The 25,086-nt window shown below is 68.7% G+C and carries 23 protein-coding genes; 15 read left to right on the top strand and 8 right to left on the bottom strand.

Going from position 1 to position 25,086, the window contains the following annotated elements:
• Nucleotides 1-72: 72 nt before the first annotated feature.
• Nucleotides 73-1,275: a hypothetical protein gene (locus KLK06_RS40970; RefSeq protein WP_214641070.1), complete on the bottom strand. Its 1,203-nt coding sequence runs from the start codon at nucleotides 1,273-1,275 to the stop codon at nucleotides 73-75.
• A 78-nt stretch (nucleotides 1,276-1,353) separates the two neighbouring features.
• Complete coding sequence (locus tag KLK06_RS40975) at nucleotides 1,354-2,271, bottom strand: SDR family oxidoreductase (RefSeq protein ID WP_214641071.1); 918 nt, start codon at nucleotides 2,269-2,271, stop codon at nucleotides 1,354-1,356.
• Between the two features lie 91 nt (nucleotides 2,272-2,362).
• Here KLK06_RS40975 and KLK06_RS40980 point away from each other — a divergent pair, with 91 nt between their 5' ends.
• From KLK06_RS40980 to KLK06_RS40995, 4 genes are all read left to right on the top strand, one after another.
• Nucleotides 2,363-2,929, top strand: coding sequence for a TetR family transcriptional regulator (locus KLK06_RS40980; RefSeq protein WP_214641072.1), 567 nt, complete (start codon nucleotides 2,363-2,365; stop codon nucleotides 2,927-2,929).
• 123 nt (nucleotides 2,930-3,052) lie between these two features.
• A complete protein-coding gene (locus tag KLK06_RS40985) occupies nucleotides 3,053-4,273 on the top strand; it encodes a cytochrome P450 (RefSeq protein WP_214641073.1) in 1,221 nt (406 codons plus the stop codon).
• 103 nt (nucleotides 4,274-4,376) lie between these two features.
• Nucleotides 4,377-4,706: a PadR family transcriptional regulator gene (locus tag KLK06_RS40990; protein ID WP_214641074.1), complete on the top strand. Its 330-nt coding sequence runs from the start codon at nucleotides 4,377-4,379 to the stop codon at nucleotides 4,704-4,706.
• Nucleotides 4,703-5,581 (top strand): hypothetical protein, encoded by an 879-nt coding sequence (locus tag KLK06_RS40995; RefSeq protein ID WP_214641075.1) that lies wholly within the window; start codon nucleotides 4,703-4,705, stop codon nucleotides 5,579-5,581. The genes KLK06_RS40990 and KLK06_RS40995 overlap by 4 nt, the downstream gene beginning before the upstream one ends.
• A gap of 22 nt (nucleotides 5,582-5,603) precedes the next feature.
• Here KLK06_RS40995 and KLK06_RS41000 read toward each other — a convergent pair whose 3' ends face one another.
• A complete protein-coding gene (locus tag KLK06_RS41000; protein WP_214641076.1) occupies nucleotides 5,604-6,317 on the bottom strand; it encodes an expansin EXLX1 family cellulose-binding protein in 714 nt (237 codons plus the stop codon).
• A gap of 405 nt (nucleotides 6,318-6,722) precedes the next feature.
• On the opposite strand from KLK06_RS41000, the gene KLK06_RS41005 reads away from it, so the two are divergent.
• The gene (locus KLK06_RS41005) at nucleotides 6,723-9,218 is read left to right on the top strand and encodes a polysaccharide lyase family 8 super-sandwich domain-containing protein (RefSeq protein ID WP_214641168.1); all 2,496 of its coding nucleotides are present in this window, start codon (nucleotides 6,723-6,725) and stop codon (nucleotides 9,216-9,218) included.
• A gap of 34 nt (nucleotides 9,219-9,252) precedes the next feature.
• Here KLK06_RS41005 and KLK06_RS41010 read toward each other — a convergent pair whose 3' ends face one another.
• Complete coding sequence (locus KLK06_RS41010) at nucleotides 9,253-9,612, bottom strand: DoxX family protein (protein WP_214641077.1); 360 nt, start codon at nucleotides 9,610-9,612, stop codon at nucleotides 9,253-9,255.
• Nucleotides 9,613-9,728: 116 nt separating this feature from the next.
• Here KLK06_RS41010 and KLK06_RS41015 point away from each other — a divergent pair, with 116 nt between their 5' ends.
• From KLK06_RS41015 to KLK06_RS41035, 5 genes are all read left to right on the top strand, one after another.
• Nucleotides 9,729-9,890: a hypothetical protein gene (locus KLK06_RS41015; protein ID WP_214641078.1), complete on the top strand. Its 162-nt coding sequence runs from the start codon at nucleotides 9,729-9,731 to the stop codon at nucleotides 9,888-9,890.
• Complete coding sequence (locus KLK06_RS41020; protein ID WP_308168685.1) at nucleotides 9,887-10,135, top strand: hypothetical protein; 249 nt, start codon at nucleotides 9,887-9,889, stop codon at nucleotides 10,133-10,135. Before KLK06_RS41015 ends, KLK06_RS41020 begins: the two co-directional genes overlap by 4 nt.
• Before the next feature lie 148 nt (nucleotides 10,136-10,283).
• Nucleotides 10,284-11,432, top strand: coding sequence for a glycerophosphodiester phosphodiesterase (locus tag KLK06_RS41025; protein WP_308168686.1), 1,149 nt, complete (start codon nucleotides 10,284-10,286; stop codon nucleotides 11,430-11,432).
• Between the two features lie 71 nt (nucleotides 11,433-11,503).
• Nucleotides 11,504-12,166: an SDR family NAD(P)-dependent oxidoreductase gene (locus tag KLK06_RS41030; protein WP_214641169.1), complete on the top strand. Its 663-nt coding sequence runs from the start codon at nucleotides 11,504-11,506 to the stop codon at nucleotides 12,164-12,166.
• 164 nt (nucleotides 12,167-12,330) lie between these two features.
• Nucleotides 12,331-14,355 (top strand): GxGYxYP domain-containing protein, encoded by a 2,025-nt coding sequence (locus KLK06_RS41035; RefSeq protein WP_214641080.1) that lies wholly within the window; start codon nucleotides 12,331-12,333, stop codon nucleotides 14,353-14,355.
• Nucleotides 14,356-14,361: 6 nt separating this feature from the next.
• Here KLK06_RS41035 and KLK06_RS41040 read toward each other — a convergent pair whose 3' ends face one another.
• From KLK06_RS41040 to KLK06_RS41050, 3 genes are all read right to left on the bottom strand, one after another.
• Nucleotides 14,362-15,834, bottom strand: coding sequence for a serine/threonine-protein kinase (locus KLK06_RS41040; RefSeq protein WP_214641081.1), 1,473 nt, complete (start codon nucleotides 15,832-15,834; stop codon nucleotides 14,362-14,364).
• A gap of 104 nt (nucleotides 15,835-15,938) precedes the next feature.
• Nucleotides 15,939-17,186: an RNA polymerase sigma factor gene (locus KLK06_RS41045; RefSeq protein WP_214641082.1), complete on the bottom strand. Its 1,248-nt coding sequence runs from the start codon at nucleotides 17,184-17,186 to the stop codon at nucleotides 15,939-15,941.
• Nucleotides 17,183-17,554 carry a YciI family protein gene (locus KLK06_RS41050; RefSeq protein WP_214641083.1) on the bottom strand — a complete coding sequence of 124 codons (372 nt, stop codon included), beginning with the start codon at nucleotides 17,552-17,554 and terminating at the stop codon, nucleotides 17,183-17,185. The genes KLK06_RS41045 and KLK06_RS41050 overlap by 4 nt, the downstream gene beginning before the upstream one ends.
• A 198-nt stretch (nucleotides 17,555-17,752) precedes the next feature.
• On the opposite strand from KLK06_RS41050, the gene KLK06_RS41055 reads away from it, so the two are divergent.
• The 4 genes from KLK06_RS41055 (at nucleotide 17,753) to KLK06_RS41070 (ending at nucleotide 23,064) form a co-directional block, all read left to right on the top strand.
• Nucleotides 17,753-19,267, top strand: coding sequence for an MFS transporter (locus tag KLK06_RS41055; RefSeq protein ID WP_214641084.1), 1,515 nt, complete (start codon nucleotides 17,753-17,755; stop codon nucleotides 19,265-19,267).
• Nucleotides 19,268-19,414: 147 nt separating this feature from the next.
• Nucleotides 19,415-20,410 carry a GNAT family N-acetyltransferase gene (locus KLK06_RS41060; RefSeq protein WP_214641085.1) on the top strand — a complete coding sequence of 332 codons (996 nt, stop codon included), beginning with the start codon at nucleotides 19,415-19,417 and terminating at the stop codon, nucleotides 20,408-20,410.
• Nucleotides 20,411-20,891: 481 nt separating this feature from the next.
• Complete coding sequence (locus tag KLK06_RS41065; protein ID WP_214641086.1) at nucleotides 20,892-22,460, top strand: carbohydrate-binding protein; 1,569 nt, start codon at nucleotides 20,892-20,894, stop codon at nucleotides 22,458-22,460.
• A 340-nt stretch (nucleotides 22,461-22,800) separates the two neighbouring features.
• The gene (locus KLK06_RS41070; protein ID WP_214641087.1) at nucleotides 22,801-23,064 is read left to right on the top strand and encodes a hypothetical protein; all 264 of its coding nucleotides are present in this window, start codon (nucleotides 22,801-22,803) and stop codon (nucleotides 23,062-23,064) included.
• Nucleotides 23,065-23,159: 95 nt separating this feature from the next.
• Here the strand turns inward: KLK06_RS41070 and KLK06_RS41075 are convergent, their stop codons facing one another.
• The gene (locus KLK06_RS41075) at nucleotides 23,160-23,720 is read right to left on the bottom strand and encodes an ABATE domain-containing protein (RefSeq protein ID WP_214641088.1); all 561 of its coding nucleotides are present in this window, start codon (nucleotides 23,718-23,720) and stop codon (nucleotides 23,160-23,162) included.
• Nucleotides 23,721-23,772: 52 nt separating this feature from the next.
• Here KLK06_RS41075 and KLK06_RS41080 point away from each other — a divergent pair, with 52 nt between their 5' ends.
• Complete coding sequence (locus KLK06_RS41080; RefSeq protein ID WP_214641090.1) at nucleotides 23,773-25,029, top strand: MFS transporter; 1,257 nt, start codon at nucleotides 23,773-23,775, stop codon at nucleotides 25,027-25,029.
• The last annotated feature ends 57 nt before the right edge of the window (nucleotides 25,030-25,086 follow it).

Below are 25,086 nucleotides of genomic sequence, written 5' to 3' on the forward strand. Positions count from 1 at the left end.
CTGCATTCCCCTCCAGCAAAGCCTGGTAATTCACTGGTTGGAGCTAGCAAAGAGAAAAGAACGCATTACTCGCTACAGCAGGATGCGTCTGTGTCTCGCGTCCTGGCGCGGGAGCTGGACTCTGGCGAGTTCGCGCAGCGCTCGCAACGCGCCGCTCCGCCTGGCCAGGGCGAGAGCCTGACGGGCCGCCTCGGCCGACCGCTCCCTCTCGTGGGCGTCGGCGTACGCGTGGGCCATGCGGGCCATGGCGTACGCGATGGCATAGGTCGGCTGCGCCTTGGGCGGTTCGTGTTCCAGGATCTCGATCGCGCCGCCGGCCTGACCGAGATCGACGAGACACCCGGCGCACAGCGCGTTGTGCGCTTCGGCGGAACTGTCGAACCGGTAGGGCGTCTCGTCGCCGGGCTCCTCCAGCGACTGCGCCGACTCCTCCAGGCGGCGACGGCACATGTCCCCGTCCCCGGCGAGGGCGTGACCTTGCGCTTCGTGATCCCGCGACAGGGCGTCCACCCGCGGCGGAAGGTGGGCGCGTTGGCGGGCGGCGACGGCGAGATCGACGAGCCGGCCGGGATCATCGCCGATGTCGCACAGACCGCCCCGCTGGGCGAGCGCATACGCCTCCAGCAGCGCGTCCGCCGCTTCACGCGCGTCGCGGATGGCCTCGTCCGACCACGCCAGCGCCCCGTCAGGGTCGCCGGCCTCGTGGTGCATGCGACTGATCAGCTCGGCGTTCTCCGCGGCGAGCATCAGGAAGGCCCGCCTGACAGGCGAACCGGCCTCGCGGTGGAACTCCTCGATCCCGGCGAAGACCGGCCGCAGCACGTGGATCAGGTCGGCGGGCCGGAGATCGGTCCGGGCGTAGGCGTCGAGGGTGGCCTGGAAGTAACGGACGGTTCCCTCATCGGCCCGCTGGGGTGCCTCGATCGCCCGGCCGGTGCGCTCCTCCTCCTCGGCGGTGAACATCCCCGACCGCAGCGGAATGCCGGTGAGGTAGTGCCACAGAGTGGTGCCGGCCGCGTCCCCGACGAAGAGATCCGCCTCCGCCACGCCGAACGCCCGGCAGAGCAACTCCGCGTACGACTCGTCGGGCCGCCGCTCGCCGGTCTCCCAGAGACGAATCATCGCGCTGAGCGTCTCCGGTGCGGGCAACTGATCACGCGACGTCTCGTCCGCCGCGTCGGCCAGCCGCCTCCCGAGCTCCCGGTGGCTCCACAGCCGCCCTCGGCGCAGGACCCGCAGACGTGCGGCCCAGATCGGAACATCGATGTCCACCATTGGCGTTCCCCAGCCATCCGAATGATTTGTACCTATTGTCCGCTTTCTGGGCTGTCTCGTTAGTCCCGAATCGGTAGATCAGCTAAGGCGGAAGTAGTGGCCCTTGTCGAGGTCGTCGATGAGCCCGGGGTGGGTCGGCTGCCAGCCCAGGAGCTCGCGGGTCAGCGTGCTCGAGGCCGGGCTGTCGGCCCCGAGGAAGCCGGCCAGCCAGCCGAAGTGCTCGCCCGCGTCCTCGGGAGAGATGGCGGCCACCGGGACGCCGAGCTGCCGGCCGATCACCTCGGCGATGGTCCGGATCGGCACGCCCTGGTCGGCGACGACGTGCAGCACCGATCCCGCCGGGGCCTTCTCCAGTGCCAGGCGGAACACGTGCGCGGCATCGAGCCGGTGCGCGGCGGGCCAGCGGCTGGACCCGTCGCCGAGGTAGCCGGAGACGCCCTTGTCGCGGGCGATGCCGACCAGAGTCGCCATGAAGCCGTTGTCTCCTTCGCCGTGCACCGTCGGAGGCAGTCGTACCACCGACGAGCGGACGCCGCGGGAGGCGAGGGCGAGCGTCAGCTGCGCGGTGGCCAGCCGGCCCTGCACGCCGCTGCCTGGCTGCCCCGCACCACGGCCGTCCTGTTCGGTCGCCACCCGCCCTGGTGCGAGTCCGATCAGCCCCGAGGCGAGGACGAACGGCCGGTCAGAACCCGCCAGTGCCTCGCCGAGAGCCTCGACAGCGCGCCGATCCGCGTCGACGGCGCCTTGGAAGTCTCCCGAGAAAGCGATGTCGTGCTTGAACGCGAGGTGGATCACGCCTTCCGACGCGGCAGCCGCACTCCGCAGGCTGTCGAGATCATCAAGCGTGCCGCGATGCACCTGCGCCCCGGCCGCGGTGAGGGCGGCGGCCGAGGCGTCCGAGCGGGCCAGCCCGGTGACCTGGTGGCCCGCGCCGATGAGCTCGGGGACGACGGCGGAGCCGATCCAGCCGGACGCGCCGGTGACGAAAACGCGCATGAGAAACCTCCGGGTGAGACGCGATCGATGTCAGTTGCTGTCATCACCATAGCAAGCAATGTCAGTCACTGTCATCAACTATGATCTGAGCATGGGGCGATGGGAGCCGAACGCGCGCGGCCGGCTTGAGCAGGCGGCACTGGAGCTCTATGGCGAACGCGGGTTCGAACAGACCACGGTGGCCGAGATCGCCAAGCGGGCGGGGCTCACGGAGCGAACGTTCTTCCGGCACTTCGCCGACAAGCGCGAGGTTCTGTTCTGGGGCCAGGGCGCACTGCAGGAACTCCTCGTGCACGCCGTCGCCGACGCGCCTGATTCCGTGGCGCCGATCGACGCGATAGCCGCGGCCCTCGAGGTCGCCGGCGCCCGGTTTCAGGGGCGCCGCGAACACTCCCAGCAGCGCCACGCCATCATCGCCGCGAACGCGGAGCTTCGAGAGCGTGAGCTGATCAAGCTCGTATCACTCGCCTCGGCGCTCGCCGGCGCGTTGCGCCTGCGTGGCATCGCAGACCCGGCCGCGAGCCTGGCCGCCGAGGTCGGGATCGCCGTTTTCAGGGTCGCGTTCGACCGCTGGATCGGCGAAACCGGCCAGACGGACTGGTCGCAGGTCATCCGGGAGTCAATGGACGAGCTGAAGGCCGTGACCGCGGGCAGATGACGGGCGCGTGAGCGACGCAAGGTAACCATCGCGTCACTGATCACTGACATCTGTTGTTTCTCGGCCCCAATCCCTATGTGATGGGTTGCTGATCATTTACCGAGTTCCTCCACAAGGGGTCAAATGACGACGAACCTCCCCTCCTTTCCGGTCGTGGGCGAAAACCCGCTCGACACCTGCCTCCGATATCGGGAGATCGCTCCCGTGGTCGAGGTGGAGTTCCCGGGGGGCGTACCCGCCTTCCTGGCACTGACCCACAAGGCGACGCGGGAGATCCTCGCCGGGGACAACAAGACCTTCCTCAAGGATCCCCAGCACTGGCCCGCACTGCACGACGGCTCGATTCCCGAGGACTGGCCGCTACGCGCCATCATTCAGGGCGGTCACCTGGCCACCATGGACGGTGGCGACCACAGGCGGCTGCGCGGCCTGATCGGCAGGGCGTTCACGCCCGCCCGGGTGCAGGCCATGGAGCCGCGGATCCAGCAGATCATCGATGACTTACTGGATGACGTGGCGGCCACCGGTGACGGGGCCGACCTGGTTCCCGCCTTCACCGAGGCGCTGCCGATGTGGGTGATCTGCGAGCTGTTCGGCGTGTCCGCCGAGGACCGGCTCCGGCTGCGAAAGTGGACCGCCACGCTGCTGGCGCACACCACTTCGCCGGAGGAGGCGTTCGCGACGCAGAACGACCTTCAAGCCTTCCTGCACGCACTCGTGGAGCACAAGCAGCGCGAACCGGGAGACGACCTCACCACCAGCCTGGTTCAGGCCCGCGACGAGGATGACCAGCTCACCACCGACGAACTGGTCGGCGTGCTGTGGGTCATGCTCGTCGCCGGCCACGAGACCACCGTCCACCTGCTCGGCAACGCCATCGTGGCGCTGGCCCAGAACCCCGGCCAGCTCGACCTGGCCAAGGCCGAGGACCGGTGGGCCGACGTGGTCGAGGAGACCCTGCGCTACCGCCACTCGGTGATGATGAGCAACTTCCGGTTCACGGCGGAGGACGTGACCATCGCCGGGGTGCACATCCCCCAGGGCAACGCCGTGGGCGTGGTCTTCCAGGCGATTGGCGTCGACGCGGCGGAGCACGGCCAGAGCGCCTACCAGTTCGACATCACCCGCGAGCAGACCGGACACCTCGGCTTCGGCCACGGCCCGCGGTACTGCATCGGGGCGCCGCTGGCCCGGCTGGAGAGCCAACTGGCGCTCGCCTCGCTGTACCGGCGATTCCCGGGGCTCAGCCTCGCGATCGACCCCGACGACATCCCGTACTCCCCGTCGTTCTTCACGATCGGCCCGCTGTCCCTGCCGGTCAACCTGGGTATCGCCACGCCCTGACGGGTCAACCTCTGGCCCGGGCAGCCCACGGTTGCCGGGGCCGGACTGGTTTCCGAGCCACACGGTTCTTGCTCAGTTGGACTTACTAAGTTTTACTTAATAGATGGGACGCAGGACACCGGACCTCGGGCGCTTCACGGACGTGGCGCTGCTGGTGCTCATCAGCCTGGCCGAGGGTCAGAAACACGGTTACCGCATGATCAACGACATCGAGGAGTTCTCGGGGACCTCGTTGGAGCCGGGCACGCTCTACGGTGCGCTGATGCGGCTGGAGCAGCGCGGCTGGATCGAGGCGGTCGAGTCGGCGGAGCGGCGCAAGCCGTACCGGATCACCGAGGGCGGGCGCGAGGCGCTGCGCGAGCAGCTCGCCACCCTGCGCCGCATCGAGCTGGCGGGCGCCAAACGCACCGGCGTGGCCTGGGGGTCGTCATGATGCGGATCGTCGCCGGATGGGTGCTTGTCCTCTATCCGCCGGTGTGGCGGCGGCGCTATGGCGAGGAGGTCCGCGACCTGCTCGACTCCCGGCCGGTCCGCCTGCGGACGGTGCTCGACCTGGCCCGGGGCGCGACCGACGCGTGGCTGCACCGTGAGCGCGTCCCGGGGGCCAAGCCGTTGCTGATCCCGCTCCCGCTGGTGCTGCCCATCACCAGTTACGGCTTGTTGTCGTTGTGGAACCCCGGCGTGCGGGACGTGCCCAGCCTGTACGGCGTCTGGGCCATGGCGGCGGACACGGGGGCGCTCGCCGAGGCGCTGGAGACGCTGGCGACGTCGCTGTTCATCGTGGCGGGCGGCACGGCGATACTCTCGGCGGCGCCGCTGCTGATCACCTCGCTGGCCGTGCTCGCGGGGCGGCGGCTGCCCGTCACCCGGGGCACGGCGTTGGGGGTGATCGCGACGGCTCTGCTCCTCGTCCTGCCGATCTGGTTGTTCTGCCAGTTGTATTACCAGCTCGTCTTCGCCGACGCGGGCTTTCCTGTCGGGCCGCTGGGTGACGCGATGACGGGCGGCTTCTTCGCCCCGATCGTCATCGCGCTGGTGCTGCCGCTGTCCTCGGTCGCGGCCTACACCCCCGCGCTCGGGCCCGGCGTGCGCAACAGCGCCGGCACGCTCGCCGTGGCGGCGGGCTGCAACATGGCGGCCTGGCTGCCCGTCGCGCTCCTGCTGCTGCTGGGCCTGCCACAGGCGTCGCCGGGCTTCGTGGTGGCGGTGACGGCCAGCGCGCTGGTCAGCGGCTGGATGGGCGCGGTGGTCGCCCGGCGCGCACTGCGACAGGGCCGGACCGCGACGCAACGGCTGAGCCTGTCCTGAACCACCACGGCCAGAAGCAATGTCAGTACATCTTGGTACTGGTGCGCTGGACGGCGGCGGGGGTCAGACGGATGCCTTTGGCCGTGACCCGGTGGCCGCGGGTGTCGGTGACCCGCACGGTGAAGGGGCCCTGGCCCACGCCGGACTCGGCGATCCAGTAGTTGTAGTCGGCGCGGGCCAGCTTGCGCCACGCGCCGCCGGTGGTCTTCACCTCGACCGACGTGAGCGGGTTGCCGTGGTCGACGACCAGCAGGGCCAGCCACCACTGCGACGACCCCTCCTTGACGCGGAAGGAGAGCGGACTGGCGACTCGCGGGTTGGAGACCGGGCGGTACGTGACCCCCACCAGGCCCTTGCCGGGGTCGGCGACGCGGGCGAAGGCCGTACGGCTCAGGTCGATGTGCCCCGCCCGGCACTCCGGGCACTGGTCGACGACCTTGACCCGGACGGTGCCCTTCGGTCCGGTGACGTCCAGGTAGCCGCCGCAGGCGGCCGCGGCGGCGTACTCGCCGGGGGAGAGGGCGACGTAGAGGTTGCCGGCGGGAGGTGACGGATACGAGCAGTTGCCGCCCCCCGACTGGAGCTCGTACAGGGTCGCCTGCCCCTTGATCGCCTTCGCCGTCACATGGGTGGCCGCCGTGGTCTCTCCGCTCCGGGCAGGTTGCGCCAGGGCGGGGGATGGGAGGAGCGAGGTCGCGGCGAGCGCGGTAGCGAGAACGGAGGGTAAACGTCGCATCCGGGGTTCCTCTCGTACGGGACGGAAGCGACAGTAGCGAAATCAGTGCATCACGGTACGGTAAAGCACTAGATATCCAGATGTGATGATCCGGACCCGTCACGTGAACTGCTGGCCGCCATTGACGTCGATGGTGGCGCCGGTGACGGCCTTGGCGTGGTCGGAGGCGAGGTAGACGACGGCGCGGGCTCTTCGGTCAGCAGCCCCGCCAGCGTCCGACCCAGCCCGGGACCCGCCCCGGTGACGACTGCGACCTTGCCCTCCAGCAGCACGCCCCGACTCTACCAAGCGTTTGCTCGATAAACGCCGTCGCAGCCCAGGATCGGACTTCTGGGCGGACAAATGTAGATCATGTAAGGTGAGCCCGGCATACCCTCCAACGGCCTGGAGTCCGCCGTGCCGCACATGTCTCGCCGCCAGGTTCTCTCCCTGCTCCCCGCCGCCGGTCTGCTCGCCGTAGCCTCCCCCTCGCGTGCCGCGGTGGGGATCGATCACGCGCGGCTGCTCGCCAACACCGTGGCGATCTTCGCGGGGACCCCGGACGTCAACGCCCGCCCCGAGGTCGCCGGCAATCTCGCGGCGATCCTCCGGAACGCCAAGCAGCGGCTGGCCGCCATGGACCAGGCGGGCGACGGCGAACTGTTCTCCGGCCTGAGGCTCGGCACCGACGACGCCAACCTGCGACTGGCCTTCCAGTACCTGTACGAGATCGCGCTCGCGACCCGCACACCAGGCGGCGCGCTCGACGGTGACGCCGCCGCCCAGCGGCGGGTCGCCGACGGTCTGCTGTGGTTGCACGAGCGCTACTACGGCCACCAGTCGGCGGGCTACTACGGCAACTGGTTCAACTGGGAGATCGGCATCTCCACCCAGGTGAGCAGGACGCTGGCCCTGCTGGCCGAACGGTTGCGGGAGGAACGGCCCGACCTGACGGCGACCTACATCGCCTCGATGGACGCCTACCTGCGCAACGGCAAGAACGGCGACGTCGACCTCGACTCGCGCTTCCACACCGGCGCGAATCTGGCCGACATCACCGGCAACCGGATCCTGCAGGGCGCGCTCACCGGCGACGACGCCCGCGTCGGCAAGGCCATCTCCGACCAGGCCACCGTCTTCGCCACGATCGACCCCTACAACCTCCAGCACGGGGTCACCGACGGCTACTACCGCGACGGCTCCTTCATCCAGCACGACTCCGTCGCCTACACCGGCTCCTACGGTCGCGCCCTGCTGACCCGCGTCGTACAGACCCTCAAGATGCTCGAGGGCGCGACGAGCGGCGGCGCCTCCGACCTGGCCGGCGTGGTGTACCGCTGGATCGCCGACGGCTTCGCCCCGCTGATCTTCGAGGGGTGGATGATGGAGATCGTCAAGGGGCGGGCGGCCTCGCGCACCACCACCGGCTACGCCGACGTCGGTGTGGTCGTGGAGGCCATCACCGACCTGGCCGACCACGTCGAGGGCGCGGGCGCGCTCGCCCTGAAGAAGTACGTCAAGTTCCTGCCGGCCGCCGACACGGCCGCCTTCGTCTCCCCGATCAGTGTCGCCCGGTACGCGGCCATCCGCGCCGACTCCGCCATCCCGGCCGCCGACCTGAACCCGCCCGAGCGCTGCGTGGCCTTCAACGCCATGGACAGGACCGTCCACCGGCGCCCCGGCTACGCCTTCGCCCTGGCCCGCAGCTCCGACCGGATCAGCAAATACGAGTACATGAGCGGCGAGAACCTCATGCCCTGGTTCCAGGGCGACGGCGCGTACTACCTCTACCTCGCGGGCGAGGACCAGCGCGAGGTCTTCGGCGTCGACTACTACACGGCCGTCTCGCCGTACCGGCTGGCCGGGATCACCGCGCCGGTGCAGGAGCGGCGGACGGTGCCCGAGCTGTACGGCCGGCTCTGGTACGAGAACCCGGGTCACCCGCTGAACTTCACCTCCTCCTCGGAGTCCCAGAACACCTACGTGTACTTCCCCCGCGCCGGGAACGCCTTCTCCGGCGGCGCGACGCTCGGCGCGTACGGCGCGGCCGGCATGGTCCAGTCCGACGACGCCGCCTACACCGCCAAACAGGCGGGCATCCTGCCCGACGACTTCGTCGCCTACCAGAACGCCCGCGCCACCAAGTCCTGGTTCATGCTCGACGACGAGATCGTGGTGCTGGCCGCGGGCGTCTCCGGTGAGAGCGGCCGCGACGCGGTGACCACCGTGGACAGCCGCATCGCCGCCCCCGGCGACGCGGTCGTACTCACCGGCGAGGGCTGGAACGGCAAGGCCTGGCAGCCGGGCGACACCACACCCCCACGCTGGCTCCACTACGCCAACGGCACCCGCCGTACCGCGGTCGGCTACGCCTTCCTCACCAGGCAGCCCGTCGCAGCCGGTATGGAGACGGTGACCCGCAGCCGCAGAGTCGTGCGCACGTCCAATCCCGACACCAGCGTGACCAAGAACGTCTTCACCGCCTCGATCGCCCACCCCACCACCGGCGCGGTCCCCGCCCTCGCCTACGCCCTGGTCCCGAACGCGACCGAGAACCACCTGCGCGGCTACACGGACGGCCGGCTGGCCGTCCTGGCCAACGACCGCCACGTACAAGCGATCAAGCACAAGACCCTCGGGATCGTCGCCGCCAACGTCTTCTCCAACGGCCCGCGCCACGCCGAACGCCTGCTCATCGACGGCCCCGCCTCGGTCATCGTGCAGTCCGGCAAGCGCACGGTCGTCGCCCTGTCCGACCCCACGATGAAACGCGACCGCGTCTCCGTCGTCCTCCTCGGCGCCCACCTCAGGCTCGATACGGCCGAAGAAGGGGTGACGGTACGGCGCGTACCGGGCGGCACCCTGATCCAGGCGACAACCCGCCACACCCACGGCCGCACCTTCACCGCCACCCTGCGCTGAACCGGCAGGTGAACCCGCAGCGCAGCGCCTCGGTCTAGAAGCGGCCCCACGCCACGAAGACGGCCAGGGCGAGCAGGACCAGGTTCACCACGATCGCCTGGGCCTCGTGACGGCGGAGGTGCGTGATGATCGCGCCGACCATCAGCAGCACCACACCGACGGCGGCCAGCGGCACCAGCACCGGCGCGACGTCGAGCACGGCGGGCAGGATCAGACCCACCGCAGCCAGAACCTCGAGGGTGCCGATGGCCTTGACGGTGCCGGTACTGACGTCTTCGACGAATCCCAAGCCGTAGGCGGCCAGCTTCTCTTTGGGCTGGATCAGCTTCACGACGCCGCCGGCCAGGAAGATCAGGGCCAGCAGTCCCGCAATGCTCCACAGAGCGATGTTCATGACAGTTCTCCTTGCAAGGGTGGTAAGCGACCTCGGCTTCGAAGCCGCTCGTGGTCCTACTTGAGGCCAATCTGGTGTGTTCGTCTCAGCGGTCCGACGACACAGCCCCTCAGAATGTGAGGCGACGGTTGCTGGAACTGGTGAACTGGCTGGGGGAGGAGTACGGGCCGGTCACAGGAGAGGAGCGAGCGGCAGCGATCGAGGAGCTGGAAGATCTCGACGCCGAGCACGAGCGCCGCCGTGCCCGCGGAAAGCGCGAGGCCGGAGAGGCTGCGTGAGCAAGCCAAGCCGTGAGCATGGGCGCTGGGACTGGGTGCTGTCGAGGCTCAACGTCGCCGACATCGGGAAGGATCAGGCCCGCCGGCTCCTGGCCGATGCCAAGCTGCACGGCCACAAGTACGCGATCGACGCGGTGCTCGCCGTCGTCGCGCGACAGCAGAAGGGGCAGGTCACCGTCTTCACCTCAGACGTAGACGGCCTGGAGAAGCTGGTCCCGGACTCGATCGTCGTCAAGAAGGTATGATCTTCTAGGCAATCCCGCCATGAGTGGATCGTGCTTGTCACCGGAAATTTCGCCGTTATTGGCCCGTAGGCGGATTTCGGTCCTTACCATAATGCCCGCGGTGATCGCCGGTGAAAGTCTCCGGTGCAGACACCGCCGGGAGTCTCACGTGCGAAAGATCGCAGCCACCACCCTGGCCGTCCTCGTCCCCCTGGCCGGAGCCGGCGCGGCTCCAGCCGAAGCCGCACCCGACCGGTCCCAGGTTGTCATCATCGGCCACCGCGGCGCGGCGGGTCACCGCCCCGAGCACACGCAGGGCGGCTACGAGTTGGCCGTGGCCATGGGCGCCGACTGGATCGAGCCCGACCTGGTGCCGACCAAGGACCACGTGCTGGTCGTCAGGCACGAGAACGAGATCTCCGGCACCACCGACGTGTCGTTGCGTCCCGAGTTCGCCGCACGCAAGACCACCAAGGTCGTCGACGGGCGCAATGTGACCGGGTGGTTCACCGAGGACTTCACGCTGGCCGAACTGAAGACGCTGCGCGCGGTCGAGCGACTGCCCGCGATCCGCCAGCGCAACACCGTGTACAACGGCTACTACCAGGTGCTCACCTTCCAGGAAGTGCTCGACCTGGCCAAGCGGCTCTCGCGCCAGTACGGCAAGCAGGTCGGCGTCTTTCCCGAGACCAAGCACCCGACCTACTTCAGGTCGATCGGGCTGCCGCTGGAGGAGCCGCTGATCGAGACCGTCAAGCGCAACGGGCTCAACCGGCCGAACAGCCCGGTGGTGGTGCAGTCGTTCGAGCCGTCCAGTCTGAAGCGGGTGGCCAAGGACCTGCGCGTGCCGCTGTGGCAGGCCCTGGGCACCACCGGCCAGCCGTACGACCTGACGGCGGCCGGAGACCCCACGACCTACGCGGACATGATGAAGCCCGAAGGGCTGGCGAAGATCGCGCAGTACGCGCAGTGGATCGGGCCGGACAAGTCATCGGTTATCCCGATCAACCCGGACGGCAGCTCTGGCACCCCGACGACTCTGGTGTCCGACACGCACAAGGCGGGGCTGAAGATCGGCGTGTACACCTTCCGCAGCGAGAACCAGTACCTGCCCCTGCAGCTTCGCCGCGGCCAGATCCCGACCGACCACGGTGACGCGCTGGCGGAGTACCGCGCGCACCTGGACCAGGGCGTGGACGCCTTCGTCGCCGACTATCCCGACACCGCCGCCCTGGCAAAGGCCGAGCGGGGCCAGCCGCACAAGCAGGTGCAGCCGAAGCAGTTCGACAACGGCCTGCCTGAAGAGGGTCAGGAGTAGACGGAGCAGACAAGGGGGTCGCCTCGACACAGAGGCGGCCCCCTTGTCCGTTAGACCGGTCGTCGCAGGGCATCGGTGCCGGACTCGTCGCCGCCTACCGCAAGCTCGGCTATGGCGTAGTCGCCACCTCGCGCACCATCGCCCCCGCCAACGACGCCGACGTCGTGACCGTCCAGGGCGACATCGCCGACCCCGCCACCGCCGAGCGCGTCATCGCCGCCGGCGTCGAGCGCTTCGGCCGTATCGACACTCTGATCAACAACGCCGGAATCTTCATCGCCAAGCCCTTCAGCGACTACACCGCCGACGACTACGCCACCGTGAGCGGGGTGAACCTGACCGGGTTCTTCCGCATCACCCAGCTGGCCATACCGCACATGCTCGCTCAGGGCGGCGGCCACATCGTCAACGTCACCACCAGCCTGGTCGACAACGCCAACTCCAACGTCCCCTCCGCGCTGGCCTCGCTGACGAAGGGTGGCCTGCAGTCCGCCACCAAGTCCCTCGCCATCGAGTACGCGACCCGCGGCGTACGCGTCAACGCCGTCTCGCCGGGCACCATCAAGACCCCGATGCACCCCGACGAGACCCACCAGGCCCTCGCCTCCTTGCACCCGGTCGGACGGATGGGCGAGGTGAGCGACATCGTCGACGCGGTGGTCTTCCTCGAGAACGCCCCGTTCGTCACCGGCGAGATCCTTCACGTCGACGGCGGTATGAGCGCCGGCCACTGACAGCCGCAGGCCCGGACGCGTCACGTACCCCTGTTCATCGCGACGCGCGCCGGGCCTCCGCAGGCGTATTTACACCATGGACAACATTTCGTCAGGCGGTTAGGTTCGCTGCAGATGACAACGATGTCAGTCCCGGTCCCTCCAGCAAGGAGCAGCGATCGCTGATGGTGTCACGACGTAGTTTCCTCTGGGCGAATGGCGTGGTCCTCGCGGCCGGCAGCCTCGGAATCACACTCTCCGACCCCGCCGCCGCCACAACCCGTACCGCCGCCGCCCCCCTCCTGCCGAATTTCGGCCGCCCCACCCGGCTCGACGTCGCCGACGTCGGCGCGCTTCATGGAAACGACCAGCTTCTGCTGACCACCCTCCAGGGAATCGTCAACCGGCGGCAGCCGCGCCTCTACTTCAACTACGACAGCGCCGGCTACGACCTCCGCTGGCTGTCCAGCACCGGCGCCACCGTCACACGCCACGGCCAGCCGCTCGACCTCGTCGCCCGCTACAAGAACGAGGTGCGCGGCGCGATCGTGCACGATCCCGCGGTGCCCGACTCCGTGAACGTCGCCACCACGCTGGCCGGGCTGGAGAACGCCGTCGCCGCCACCGCCGAGCAGGCGAGCCAGTACGGCTTCAGAATCATCACCGACCTGCGCGGCCGGTTCAAAGCCGACGACGTTCTGGGGACGTACCGGTGGCAGTTCGACAACCTCTTCCCCCGCTGCACGCACGCGCTGCTCACCGGACTCCCGCCGACCAGGACGGTGCGGGTGGACGGCGTTCAGTGGCGGGAGATCGCCCGCGAGAGCGAGCGCATCCGTGACTCCTCCAACCGGGCGGTACGCACCTTCGACCTGAGCCAGGAGCTCTCCGGCCAGGACGGCGTCTACCTGCGTTTCCAGGATTCCCTCGGCGACGACGGCTGGGGCGCCTCGGTCGGCTCGGTGAAGGTGAAGGCCGACGGCAAGGACATCGTGTCCTTCATCCCGGGTACGGACGCCGAGGCCCCATACCTGTTCGACGGCCTCAATTCCTCGATCGGCGGGGACGCCAACCGTTTCTCCGACGGTGGCGGCTATTTCATCTACCGATTCACCGCGCCGGCCGGGACTCAGCAGCTCCTGGTCGAGGTCGACCTGTGGAACCAATATCTGGTCACCGCCGCCACCACCGCGCCTACGCGCGTGGAGCCCTTCCCGTATTTCCGCGACTACGCGGCGGCGATGCGCGCGATGGTGTTCTGGCTGCCACCATCGGGCGAGACGGGCAAGTTACTCGACGAGATTTTCCGCAAGGTGAAGCCCACCACCCCTTATGCGGGCTGGTTCTCCAATGACGTGGCGGGTGAATGGGGCGGCGTGGACCGCGCGTCGCAGCACGCCGTCGAAGTGGTGCCCGCCGACTATTACATGAACGCCACCGTGCACGCGGGCGTCCCCGCGAAGGTCTCCAACCGCGTACGCCCGAGACCGGCGGCCACGTTACGCAACCGCGTCTACCTCACCCTCACTTTCGGCGAGGGCGACAACATCCAGTACTGCCAGCGCAGAATGCGCGAACTCTGGGACGACCCCAAACGCGGCGGCGTGCCGGTGAACTGGACCGTCAGCCCCCTGCTGGCCGACATCGGCCCCGCGCTCCTGGCGTACTACCAGCGCACGGCCACCGCCAACGACCTGCTGATCTCGGGCCCCTCCGGCGCGGGCTACACCTATCCGGGCTCATGGCCGGCAAAGGACCTGGACGCCTACACCGAACTCAGCGGACGCTTCCTGCGCGACACCGGCATGGACCTGGTCTACGCCTACAACTACCGCAACCCGGAGAACACCGGCTGGGTGGCGTTCGACGACCGCATCGCCGGCTCGTACAGAAAGAACACCCCGCTGCGCGGCATCATCCAATCGTGGGAAAGCGGCGACCTGCGGACCCGCCCGGCCGGTATCCCGCTGATCGGCAATTTCTCTCCCCAGGGGAAAGCCCAGGAGTATCGCGACACGCTGCTGAAGCACATCGAGGGCTGGGACGGGAACTCACCGCTGTTCATCGCCGGCGCGATCAACGCCTGGAACTGGACGCCGTCCGATGTCGCCGAGCTCGGCGCCCTGCTGGCCGACCCCTTTGAAATCGTCCGCGGCGACACCTTCTTCAAACTGCTGAACGACGACTTCGAACGTCCACGGAGTGGCTGATCGCGCTCAGCGCTTGGCCTTCAACGCCTCGACGACGTAGGCGGCCGCGCGGTCCACGGGGAAGTATCCGGCCCGCGGACCCCAGTAGTCCACGGTCACCTGGACGTTCGTCAAGCAGAACGTCGTCGCGGAACGGTGGAACCCCGCGCCTATCTCGGGAGCGTTGCGCGTGTAGGCGTAGGTCGGGTATCCGGCCGGCCGAGCGGACCGGAGCCTGGTCTTCGGATAGCGCTCCTTCTCGTCCCCCATCTGGGTCACCGCGCCGTCGAAGTTGAGCTTGCAGCTCTTGACTGTGGGGACGCGATAGGTGGTGACCATGATGCTCGCGTTATTGGGGCTCGACCATTGGCAGCGCATGGTGGAGCGGAGCGGGCGCTTCACCGTTCCGTTGAGCAACTTGAGTGCCTGCGCGTTGCTCAGCAACTGGCAGGTCTTGGGCTGGGCCCTGAACAGCTTCACGGCTATGGGCGAAGGGGAGGAGGAGGTGGAGCCGGTGGATGGCAGCGTCTCCTTGACGGGATCATGGGGCCCGCCACGTATGTTCACCCAGATCACCAGCCCCGCCGCCACGCAGAGCGCCGCGGCGGCCGAGCCGCCCACCAGGGCGGCTCTGCGCTTCTTCGCGGCGCGCGCCCGGCCCCGCGGGACCGTCGGCACGGACTCGGGCACGTCACCCCGGGCGACGTCCCGCAGCCAGACGGCGGCCTGCTCGGCAGTGCAGCGCCGACCCGGATCCTTCTCCAGCAGCGCGGCCAGCACGGGCGCGAGCGGCCCCGCCAGGCGGGCGGGCGCGGGTTCGTGGAGCAGCACGGCCGCCATCACCGCGGCCGCGTTCATGCCGGAGAAGGCCGGGCTGCCCTCCACCACGGTGTACAGGGTGGCTCCGAGCGACCACAGGTCGGCCGACGGGCCGTCGGCTTCGCCGCGCAGCCGTTCGGGAGCGATGTACCCGGGCGAGCCGTTGAGCAGGCCGGTCTGAGTCAGCGCCACGTCCCCGGCGAGGGTGGCGATCCCGAAGTCGGTGAGCAGAACGCGCCCGTCCTGGGTGATCAGCACGTTGCCGGGCTTGACGTCACGATGCAGTACGCCCATGGAGTGCGCGGCCGTCAGGGCGTCGAGCACGTGCTGCCCCACCCATGCGGTCCGGCTGGGGGAGGTCGGCCCGTCCTGGCGGACGATCTGGTCGAGCGAGCGGCCGTTGATCAGCTCCATCACGATCCAGGGCCGTCCGCCGTCCATGACGACGTCGAGGACGGTGACGATCGACGGATGGGAGCGCAGCCGCGCCGCGGCCCGGGCCTCGCGCAGGGTGCGCTCGGTCAGCTCCGCGCGGGCAGCCTGATCGAGCTCCGGCGGCAGACGTACCTCCTTGACGGCGACCTCTTGCCGCAGCAGCTCGTCAACGGCCCGCCAGACAGTCCCCATACCGCCCTGGCCCAGAGGCGACAGCAGGCGGTAGCGGTTCGCGATGACGGTCACGTGGTGTCGTGGCCGGTGATCGGCAACGTCCGTTCGTGGGCTAATCGCATCTCCACCTTCATGTGCTCCTCCTCAGCTCTCTCGCCGTGCTGAAGATCGGCATTCTACGGGTTCGTCTGTTTGGTCGCCTGGTCGGCGGCCAGCAGGATCACCCGGCTGGCCCTGGACTCCAGGTAGCGCTGCTCGGCGATGCTCGCGGTGGCCTTCGCGGCGCGCCGGTAGTGCTCGTACGCCCCGGCCATGTCGCCGGTCTTCTCCAGCAGATGCGCCCGTACGGACAGCAGCCGATGATGCCCGACCATCCGCTCGTCACCGTCCAACGTGGACAGCAGGGCCAGCCCGGCCAGCGGGCCCTCGGTCTCGGCGAGCGCGATCGCCCGGTTGAGGGTGACCATCGGGTTGGGCGCGATCCGTTCCAGGACCAGGTAGAGGGCGTGCACCTGCGGCCAGTTGGTCTCCTCGGCCGTGGCCGCGTCGGCGTGCGTGGCGGCGATGGAGGCCTGCAACTGGTACGGCCCCAGCTCCGTGCCCGCGAGCGACCTCTTGACCAGCTCGATGCCCTCGTCGATCAGCTCGCGGTCCCACTTCGTACGGTCCTGCTGGTCCAGCGGCACCAGGTCGCCGGCCGCCGTCGTACGTGTCTCCCGGCGGGCGTGAGTGAGCAGCATCAACGCGAGCAGCCCGGTCACCTCGCCGTCCTCGGGCAGTTGCGCGTGCACCATCCTGGTCAGCCGGATCGCCTCGCGCGCGAGGTCGGCGCGGTGCAACTCGCTGCCCGAGGAGGCGGTGTAACCCTCGTTGAAGATCAGGTAGAGCACGTGCAGAACGACCCGTAGCCGCTCCTCGCGCTCCGCCCAGTCCGGCAGACCGAACGAGCTGCCGGCGGCCTTGATACGTTGCTTGGCCCGGCTGATCCTGGCCGCCATCGTGGCCTCAGGCACCAGGAACGCGCGGGCGATCTCGGCAGTGGTCAGTCCACCGACCGCGCGCAGCGTCAGGGCGGTCTGCGAGGCCGCGGTCAACGTCGGATGACAGCACAGGAACAACAGGACGAGCGTGTCGTCGGCGTCTGGTACGTCCTCGGGCACCACCTCGGTGGCCGTCGCCGACTCCCGCTCGCGGCGCGCGTGGTCACTGCGCATCTGGTCGATGAGCCGCCGGGACGCGACAGTCACCAGCCAGCCGCGCGGGTTGTCCGGTACCCCCTCGGCCGGCCACTGCGTGGTGGCAGCGAGTACGGCCTCCTGTACGGCGTCCTCACACCCCTCGAACTGGCCGTTCCGGCGTACCAACGTGCCGAGGACCTGCGGCGTGAGTTCACGCAGCAGGTCCTCGATGGCAGGTGCTGTCATGCCTCCAATTGTCCGTCAGCGAACATCACCTGCCGCACCTCGACCCCCAGCCCCTGGATCGCGGAGTCCGGGATCTGCGCCGCCAGCTCGATCGCCCGCTCCTTGTTCTCGCAGTCGATCAGGTAGAACCCGCCCAGATACTCCTTGAACTCCAGGAAAGGTCCGTCGGTCACCACCGGCTGGCCGTTGCGCACGGACACCACTGCCGCCTGCGACGGGTCGACCAGCGCCTGCGTGGTGATCAGCTCGCCGGACTTCTTCAGCGCCTCGATGAACTTGCCGTGGCCGTCACCGATCGCCGCCTTCTCCTCGTCGGTGAGCGCGTCCAGCACGGCCGGGTTGATGTGCAGGCTGATCAGGAACTTCATCTCGTACTCCCTCGTGGTTCGGCTGGGCCTTCCACCGGTTGGTCGGAGCCGCCGCCGCAGTCTTGACATCCCCCGCCAGAACTTTCGCATGGCTTTTCACCGTCCTGGCGCCCCCGTCCTCACCCATGTCAAGAAGCTCGCGACCGCTCCGACCAACCGGCGAACGTCGAGCCGTCGAGAGAACAGGAAGTTACGGATATGCGAGTCAACCGGGCGTGGCTGGGACTGATCGTCCTCATGCTGCCGACATTGCTCGTCGCGATGGACATGACGGCGTTGCTCCTCGCGCTCCCACAGCTGAGCGCCGACCTGGGGGCCACCAACGTCCAGCAGCTGTGGATCAGTGACAGCTACGGGTTCATGGTGGCCGGCCTGGTCATCACGATGGGTACGCTCGGCGACCGAATCGGCCGCCGACGCCTGCTGATGATCGGCGGCGCGGCGTTCGCGGTGCTGTCGGTCGTGGCCGCCTTCGCGACCGGCCCGCTGATGCTGATCGTCGCGCGTGCGCTGCTGGGCGTCGCCGGCGCGACCCTGGCGCCGTCCACACTTGCCTTGATCACCAACATGTTCCGCGACGAACGCCAGCGCGGGCAGGCCATCGCGATCTGGGCGACCTGCCAGTTCACCGGCGGCGCGCTCGGCCCCGTACTCGCCGGATTCCTGCTCGAGCACTTCTGGTGGGGATCGGTGTTCCTGGCCGCCGTACCGGCGATGGCGTTGCTGCTGCTCGCCGGGCCGGTCCTGCTGCCGGAGTTCCGCAGCGACCAGGCGGGCCGGCTGGATCTGGCCAGCGTCGGGCTGTCGCTCGTGGCGGTCCTTCTGATGGTCTACGGCATCAAGCAGTTGACCGTCGAAAGCGTGCCGGTCATCCCGGCGGTGGCCCTCGTCGCCGGCGCAGCCATCGGATTCGTGTTCGTAAGCCGGCAGTTGCGGCTGGAGACGCCGCTGCTGGACCTGCGGCTGTTCCGCAACCGCCCGTTCACGGCCGTACTCGTCGGGCTGGTCTTCGCCGGGGTCGCCATGGCTGGTACGGGCCTGCTGGTGACCCAGTACCTGCAGAGCGTCCTGGGCTTCTCGCCGGTCGTGTCGGCGATGCTGTTCGCACCCATGGGCCTGGGCGTGGCGGCCGGCACCATGGCCGCGCCGGCGCTGGCCCGGCGGATCAAGCAGACGACCGCGATCGCCGGCGGGCTGGTGGGGTCGGCGCTGGGCAGCCTGCTGCTGATCGCCGTCGACGTCGACGGCGCGATCGCCCTGCCACTGGTGATGATCGGCATCACCGTACTGGCGCTGGGCACCGGCCCGCTGTTCGCGCTGGGCACCGGGCTGGTCGTCGGGTCCGTACCGCCGGAGCGCGCCGGCTCGGCGGCGTCGATGTCGGAGACCGGCAACTACTTCGGCGGTTCGCTGGGCTTCGCGCTGTTCGGGGTGGTGGCCGCGGTGGTCTATCGCAGCGGGATGGACGGTACGTCGCCGGCCGGCACGTCCGACTCGCTGGCCGGCGCGGTCGCCGCCAGCCGGCACCTTCCCGCCGGACAGGGCGCGGAACTGCTGCACACCGCGCGGGAGGCGTTCACCGCCAGCCTGCACGTCACCGGCGTGGTCGCCGCGGTCATCTTCGCCGGGCTGGCCGTACTGATCCTGATCATGCGCCCGGCAACCCGGACCACCCCGGCCGTAATCCCCGGCTACGAGGCAACCCGCTCATAGAACCCCGCTGCGGCCTACGTTGTGGTGGTCACGCCCGTGACGGGCATGGCCGTGATCCTTTGGCGAGCAGCGGTCACGAAGCGTCTGTCTGATAGGCACGGCATACGCTGCGACACCGCAGGTCCAACGTGACGGAAGGATTTTGATGTGGGCGTGAACAACGGTGGCGGCCTGGCGTCGCTGGTGCGACTGCCTGGCTACGTCTTCCGGCCATACCGGGGCCACGCAGATCACGGCGCGATGGTGGCTGTGCGGTTGGGATGTGCGGAGCGGGATGGCATCGACCCCGGGTCGGTTGTGGAAGGGCTCCCGACAGCAGCCAAGATCGCGGAATCCTGTGCCAAGCTGGACGATCCGTCCGAGAACCAGGTCTTGGTAGAGCACGACGGCGGCGTCGTCGGCTACTCGACCATCAGGTGGTGGCAGGAGCGGGACGGGACGTGGTTGTACCTGCACCGTGGCTATCTGCTGCCCGAGCATCGCGGCCAGGGCGTCGGCTCAGCCATGCTCACCTGGGCCGAAAGCCGTATCCGCCAGCTCGTGCGGCAGCAGGGAACCGCACAGACGGCCGTGTTCGGCGCGAATGCCATGGCCTCCGAAAGGGAAGCGACGGCGTTGCTGCTCGACACCGGCTATCGGCGTGTCTTCAGCCTGGTAGAGCTGGAACTGGCCGATCTCCGACGGCTGCCCGACCGCGGTCAGTTGCCGGCTGGCGTCCGCATCGGCGCCGTCGAGCCGAGCAGTTACCGCCCGGCATGGAAGACAGTCGTTGATTCGTATGCGAATGCCGCCTTCACCCAGAAGTGGACTTTCGACAGCTTCCTCGCCACGGCAGACCCGACCTGCTGGCGGGCCGCTTGGGACGGGGAGCAGATGGCCGGCGTTGCTCTGTGCTCCATCCGTCGGCAAGACCGCACCGTGGGCGAAGTCGAAGAACTCAGCGTGCGGGCAGAGTCGAGGCGTCTAGGACTTGGGCGGGCCCTGCTGCTGGCTGGGTTGCGATGCCTCAGCGAGCACGGCGCAGTAACCGCCCGCTTGTACACCGGGACGGCGAATCCGCACCGGTCCTACGACCTGTACGAGGGCGTAGGGTTCCGGCGCAAGAACGAGTACGTGCGCTACCGCAAGCCGATCACCGACTGATCGGACGACCGTAACCGTAACCCCCAAGCGCGTCGACGGTGGTGATTCCCGAAGATCGAACTTAGCTTGATCGAGCGGACATGCCCTAAGCGGGCGGCGCAAGGGCAGGCCCCACGGTCGGGCCTGATGCGCACGCGGGCGGCGGAACGACTTTGGCCGGGAGCTGCTTCGGCGCGAGTGATCATGGCCCGCAAGCTTCCGGCGCGTCGGGCAGTCTGTGTACCTGCCCGGTAAAGCACGACGTTGGGGCCATGATCTTCGAGGCTAGCGCGGGAATCCGCGTCCTCGTTGAAATTTTCACGGCCGCACAGCCGCACAGCACGAGGATGAGGCCTTCTCCCTGCCTGTGACCTCGGCTAACTTGCGCCCCCCAGTGAAGCTGCCATGGCGCAGGTGGTCGCGTGCCTTTCCGTACTCGGCGGTGCGTGCTTAGCTTCGCTCGTCCACCGGAAAGCGCTTACCAAGCCCATGGAGACGAAAGATGCGCCTAAAAGCCGTCATCGCGTGCGCCGGCCTGTTAGCCAGCGGACTCGTCGGACTATCACCATCCGCCGCCAATGCCGCGACCACCCGCTACGAGGCCGAGACCTCGCCGGCTGTCTGCACCGGCACGATCGACTCCAACTGGGCCGGCTACTCCGGCAGCGGCTTCTGCAACGGCACCAACGCCGCGGGCGCGTACGCCCAGTTCACGGTGAACGCCTCGGCGGCGGGCACGGCAACGCTGGGGGTGCGGTTCGCCAACGGCACGACCATCAGCCGTCCCACCGGCCTGATCGTCAACGGTACGACCGCGCAGTCGCCGTCGTTCGAAGGCACCGGTACATGGGACACCTGGGTCACCAAGACGTTGACCGTCAACGTGAACGCGGGCAGCAACACGATCCGGTTCAACCCCACCGGCAGCACTGGCCTGCCGAACATCGACTACATCGACTTCACCTCAGGCACCACACAGCCCCCGGGCGACACCCTGTACGCATCACCGAACGGCAGCGCGAGCGCACCCGGAACGGAGTCGAGCCCCACCACACTCGCTTCGGCGATCACCCGCATCACCGCCGGCGGGACGATCTACGCGCGTGGCGGGACCTACAACCTCGCGCAGACGGTCACCATCGCGCCAGGCAACAACGGCACCTCCAGCGCCCGCAAGAACCTGTCCGCCTACCCAGGTGAGACCCCAGTACTGAACTTCTCGGCCATGACCGAGGACTCGGCGAACCGCGGGCTCGCCCTGAACGGGTCGTTCTGGCACCTGTACGGCATCGTCGTTGAGCATGCCGGTGACAACGGCATCTTCGTCGGCGGCAGCAACAACATCATCGAGCGCACGGTGACACGCTTCAACCGAGACTCAGGACTGCAGATCTCCCGGATCGCCTCTGACACCCCCCACGACCAGTGGCCATCCAACAACCTCGTCCTGAGCGCCGAGTCGCACGACAACGCCGACTCAGACGGCGAGGACGCCGACGGCTTCGCCGCGAAGCTCACCTCCGGCCCCGGGAACGTCTTCCGCTACGCCGTCTCCCACAACAACATCGACGACGGCTGGGACCTCTACACCAAGACGGATACGGGCCCCATCGGCCCAGTGACCATCGAGGACTCCCTCTCGTACGGCAACGGCACCCTCAGCAACGGCACCCAGAACGGGAACGGTGACCGCAACGGCTACAAGCTCGGCGGTGAGGACATCGGGGTCAACCACGTCATCCGGCGCAACATCGCCTACCACAACGGCAAGCACGGGTTCACCTACAACCGGAACCTCGGCACGATGTCGATATCGGACAACGTCAGCATCGACAACACCGAGCGCAACTACTCGTTCGACGGCGGCACCTCGGTCTTCCGGAACAACGTCTCATGCCGCAGCAGCAGCGGCACGAACGACCGGATCGTTGGCGACGCCGACAGCTCGAACCAGTTCTGGTCCGGCTCGAACGGGTCCCGATGCTCCTCCTACACCGGCGCCCTGCACTGGTCCTTCGCCGCGGACGGCCGCCTCGTCGTGACCTTCGGGGGTAGCCCGGCAACGCCGTAGCCGACCCCGTCGCACAGCGTGTCGCCCCCGGCCAGCACCCCTAGCCCGACCATGCCGCCGAGCCCGCCGATTTCGAGGACGGTAACGCGATCGGCCGGGCCATGGTCGGGGGCGAGCACGGAAATTGGCGTACGTCACAAGGGCGTGTGAGTCGCCGGACGGCGCCGCATCTACTGCCCAGGGGTACGGCTGGCACTACCTCGAAGCTCCAGTGCACGGACCGATCAAGGGCGCCGTCCACCGACATTCTTGGTGATGTCCGAAGCGGACGACCCCTCACCAAGAATCTGGAGCGTTTCCCATGTCGCGTACCTCTTCTGAGTCGAAGTCTCCCCGGCGTGTGCGGGTTCTGGCGGCGGTGGCGCTGACGGCGCTGACAGGGCTGGTGGTGGCGGAGACGGCGGCGGCGACCGCGAGTGTCGTGCAGAACCGGACGGCTTGGGATGAGGACCTGCCCGCCGAGTTGGCGGAGGTGCGTGATGAGCTGAAGCGCAACCACCGGCCCGACGCGGTGCAGAAGAGTCTGGACGCGTTGGTGGCGAAGGACGGGTTCCCGGCGGCGCTGGCCGCGGTGCTGGATGACCTGGTCTGGATGGCTCGGTGAGTCCGACGACGCTCTCCTGATCCGATCTTGTCGAGCTCGTCGATGCCGATGTACACGTTGTGGTCCGGCTGGAGGCGGCAAGAGACGAGAGGTCATTACCTCTGTCTCGGTGAAATCCTCCGTGCCTTGACCCGCTGGTAGTGTCTGGCTGCCTTGGCCCGGTTGCCGCAGCCCTCCTTCGTGCACCAGTGGCGCAGATGGCGACGGTCGAGGAAGAGCCAGCCGCAGTTGTCGGCCTGACAGATGGACACCGACCGCAGATCGGGCGAGGCGAGCAGTTCGGTGCCCTGCCGGGCGATCGTCCACACCACCAGGTCGGGAGAGCCCTCGTCGTCCCAGCCCCACGCCAGGTCGGGGGTCAGCCGCGCATGACTCATCGCCATCCGCAGGTGCGCGTTGACCGTGTCCAGGTCCCCGGGGTCGGGGGAGTGCTCATTCATGGCGGCCAGGAAGGAGCGGAACAGCATCTCGCGTAGTTCCCGGGCCGCGGCCAGTGTGGCCTGCGTGCCGGCGGGCACCGGGATTCCCGCCTGCTCCGCCCAGTCCGCGAGGTCCTGAGGGGTCTGCAGATGGTCGTACGGCTCCGGCCCGGTGTGCCAGCTGACCGTGTTGGCGAAGTCGAGCGGAAGCGAACCCCCGACGAACATGAACGGCATGCTCTAACTATAAGAGTTGACACAAGGGGTTAGAAGGCTTATTTCTAACCCCGTGATACTCCTTAAGAGGGTAGAAGATCGCGATTTCGGATCGCTGTGGGCCGCGCAGTCCATCTCCCAGGTGGGATCCCAGATCACCACCGTGGCGCTGCCGCTGACCGCCGTCGCGCTGTTTGACGCCGGCCCCGCTCAGATGGGCTTGCTGAACGCCGCCGGCTACCTACCCGCTCTCCTGCTCACCCTGCTCGCGGGCGTGTGGATCGACCGCAGCCGTCGCCGGCCGCTGCTCCTCGGAGCCGACCTGGGGCGAGCGGTCGCGATCGGCCTGATCCCGGTCACCGCCCTGGCCGGGGCGTTGGGGATCGAGGGCCTCTACCTGATCGTCCTGGTGAGCGGGGCGCTGACCGTGCTGTTCGACACCGCCTACCACGCCTACGTGCCCACGCTCGTGCCAGGCCAGAATCTGATGCGGGCCAACAGCCGCCTGCAGTTCAGCGCCTCGCTCGCCCAACTGGCCGGGCCGGGGCTGGGCGGTCTGCTGATCCAGGTGTTCAGCGCGCCCGTCGCGCTCGTCTTCGACGCGCTGTCCTTCCTGCTCTCGGCGCTGTTCCTGGTCCGCATCCGGCACCGCGAGCCGATCCCGGAGCCCGGCGGCCGCCGGCGGATCCGGCAGGAGATCGCCGAAGGGCTGCGCGCGACCTTCGGCAACCGCCACGTCCGGCCCGTCGCCCTGGAGGCGGCCACGTTCAACTTCTTCGGCCAGTTCATCGCCGCCCTCTACGTCCTGTACGCCGTGCACGACCTGGGGCTGTCCGCCGGAATCATCGGCGCCATCGCCTCGGCGGCAGCGGCGGGCGCCGTGCTGGGCGCACTTGCCGCACAGCCGTTGGTGCGCAGGCTCGGCTTCGGCCCCGCACTCATCGCGACCATGGTGGTCGCTTCCACGCCGCTCATCGCCATCCCCCTGGCGACCGGCCCGGCCAGCCCGATCGTGCTGGCCGTCGCCTACTTCGTGGAGGGGTTCGGCATCGCGGTGTCGGCCTCACAGGCGGTCACGCTGCGGCAGGTCGCCGTGCCCGCCGCCGTGGTCGGGCGGGCCAACGCCGCCTACCGCACGCTGTCGTTCGGCGTGCTCCCGCTTGGAGCCCTGGCCGGCGGCCTGCTGGGCGACCTGATCGGCCTGCGCCCGGCACTGCTGGCGGGAGGCATCGGGCTCGCGCTGGCACCCGTGTGGGTGCTGCTGTCGCCCGTACGCCACCTGCGCACCGCCGAGGACGCCCGTCCTCGCGAGGCCGAGGCCAGTGCCTGAACGCATCGTCATCGGCGCCCATGAAGGGCCCACTGCCAGGCGAAAGAGAGACGTCGT

Origin of the sequence: Nonomuraea sp. NEAU-A123, from assembly GCF_018603905.1 — a bacterium.
GTDB lineage: Bacteria > Actinomycetota > Actinomycetes > Streptosporangiales > Streptosporangiaceae > Nonomuraea.

Bases quoted from the DNA above. Each gene is read 5' to 3' on its own strand.
- KLK06_RS41035 (WP_214641080.1), top strand. From the start codon at position 12,331: ATGGTGTCACGACGTAGTTTCCTCTGGGCGAATGGCGTGGTCCTCGCG.
- KLK06_RS40990 (WP_214641074.1), top strand. From the start codon at position 4,377: ATGGGACGCAGGACACCGGACCTCGGGCGCTTCACGGACGTGGCGCTG.
- KLK06_RS41050 (WP_214641083.1), bottom strand. From the start codon at position 17,554: ATGAAGTTCCTGATCAGCCTGCACATCAACCCGGCCGTGCTGGACGCG.
- KLK06_RS40980 (WP_214641072.1), top strand. From the start codon at position 2,363: ATGGGGCGATGGGAGCCGAACGCGCGCGGCCGGCTTGAGCAGGCGGCA.
- KLK06_RS40975 (WP_214641071.1), bottom strand. From the start codon at position 2,271: ATGCGCGTTTTCGTCACCGGCGCGTCCGGCTGGATCGGCTCCGCCGTC.
- KLK06_RS41065 (WP_214641086.1), top strand. From the start codon at position 20,892: ATGCGCCTAAAAGCCGTCATCGCGTGCGCCGGCCTGTTAGCCAGCGGA.
- KLK06_RS41075 (WP_214641088.1), bottom strand. From the start codon at position 23,720: ATGCCGTTCATGTTCGTCGGGGGTTCGCTTCCGCTCGACTTCGCCAAC.
- KLK06_RS40985 (WP_214641073.1), top strand. From the start codon at position 3,053: ATGACGACGAACCTCCCCTCCTTTCCGGTCGTGGGCGAAAACCCGCTC.
- KLK06_RS41055 (WP_214641084.1), top strand. From the start codon at position 17,753: ATGCGAGTCAACCGGGCGTGGCTGGGACTGATCGTCCTCATGCTGCCG.
- KLK06_RS41045 (WP_214641082.1), bottom strand. From the start codon at position 17,186: ATGACAGCACCTGCCATCGAGGACCTGCTGCGTGAACTCACGCCGCAG.
- KLK06_RS41010 (WP_214641077.1), bottom strand. From the start codon at position 9,612: ATGAACATCGCTCTGTGGAGCATTGCGGGACTGCTGGCCCTGATCTTC.
- KLK06_RS40995 (WP_214641075.1), top strand. From the start codon at position 4,703: ATGATGCGGATCGTCGCCGGATGGGTGCTTGTCCTCTATCCGCCGGTG.
- KLK06_RS40970 (WP_214641070.1), bottom strand. From the start codon at position 1,275: ATGGTGGACATCGATGTTCCGATCTGGGCCGCACGTCTGCGGGTCCTG.
- KLK06_RS41000 (WP_214641076.1), bottom strand. From the start codon at position 6,317: ATGCGACGTTTACCCTCCGTTCTCGCTACCGCGCTCGCCGCGACCTCG.
- KLK06_RS41005 (WP_214641168.1), top strand. From the start codon at position 6,723: ATGTCTCGCCGCCAGGTTCTCTCCCTGCTCCCCGCCGCCGGTCTGCTC.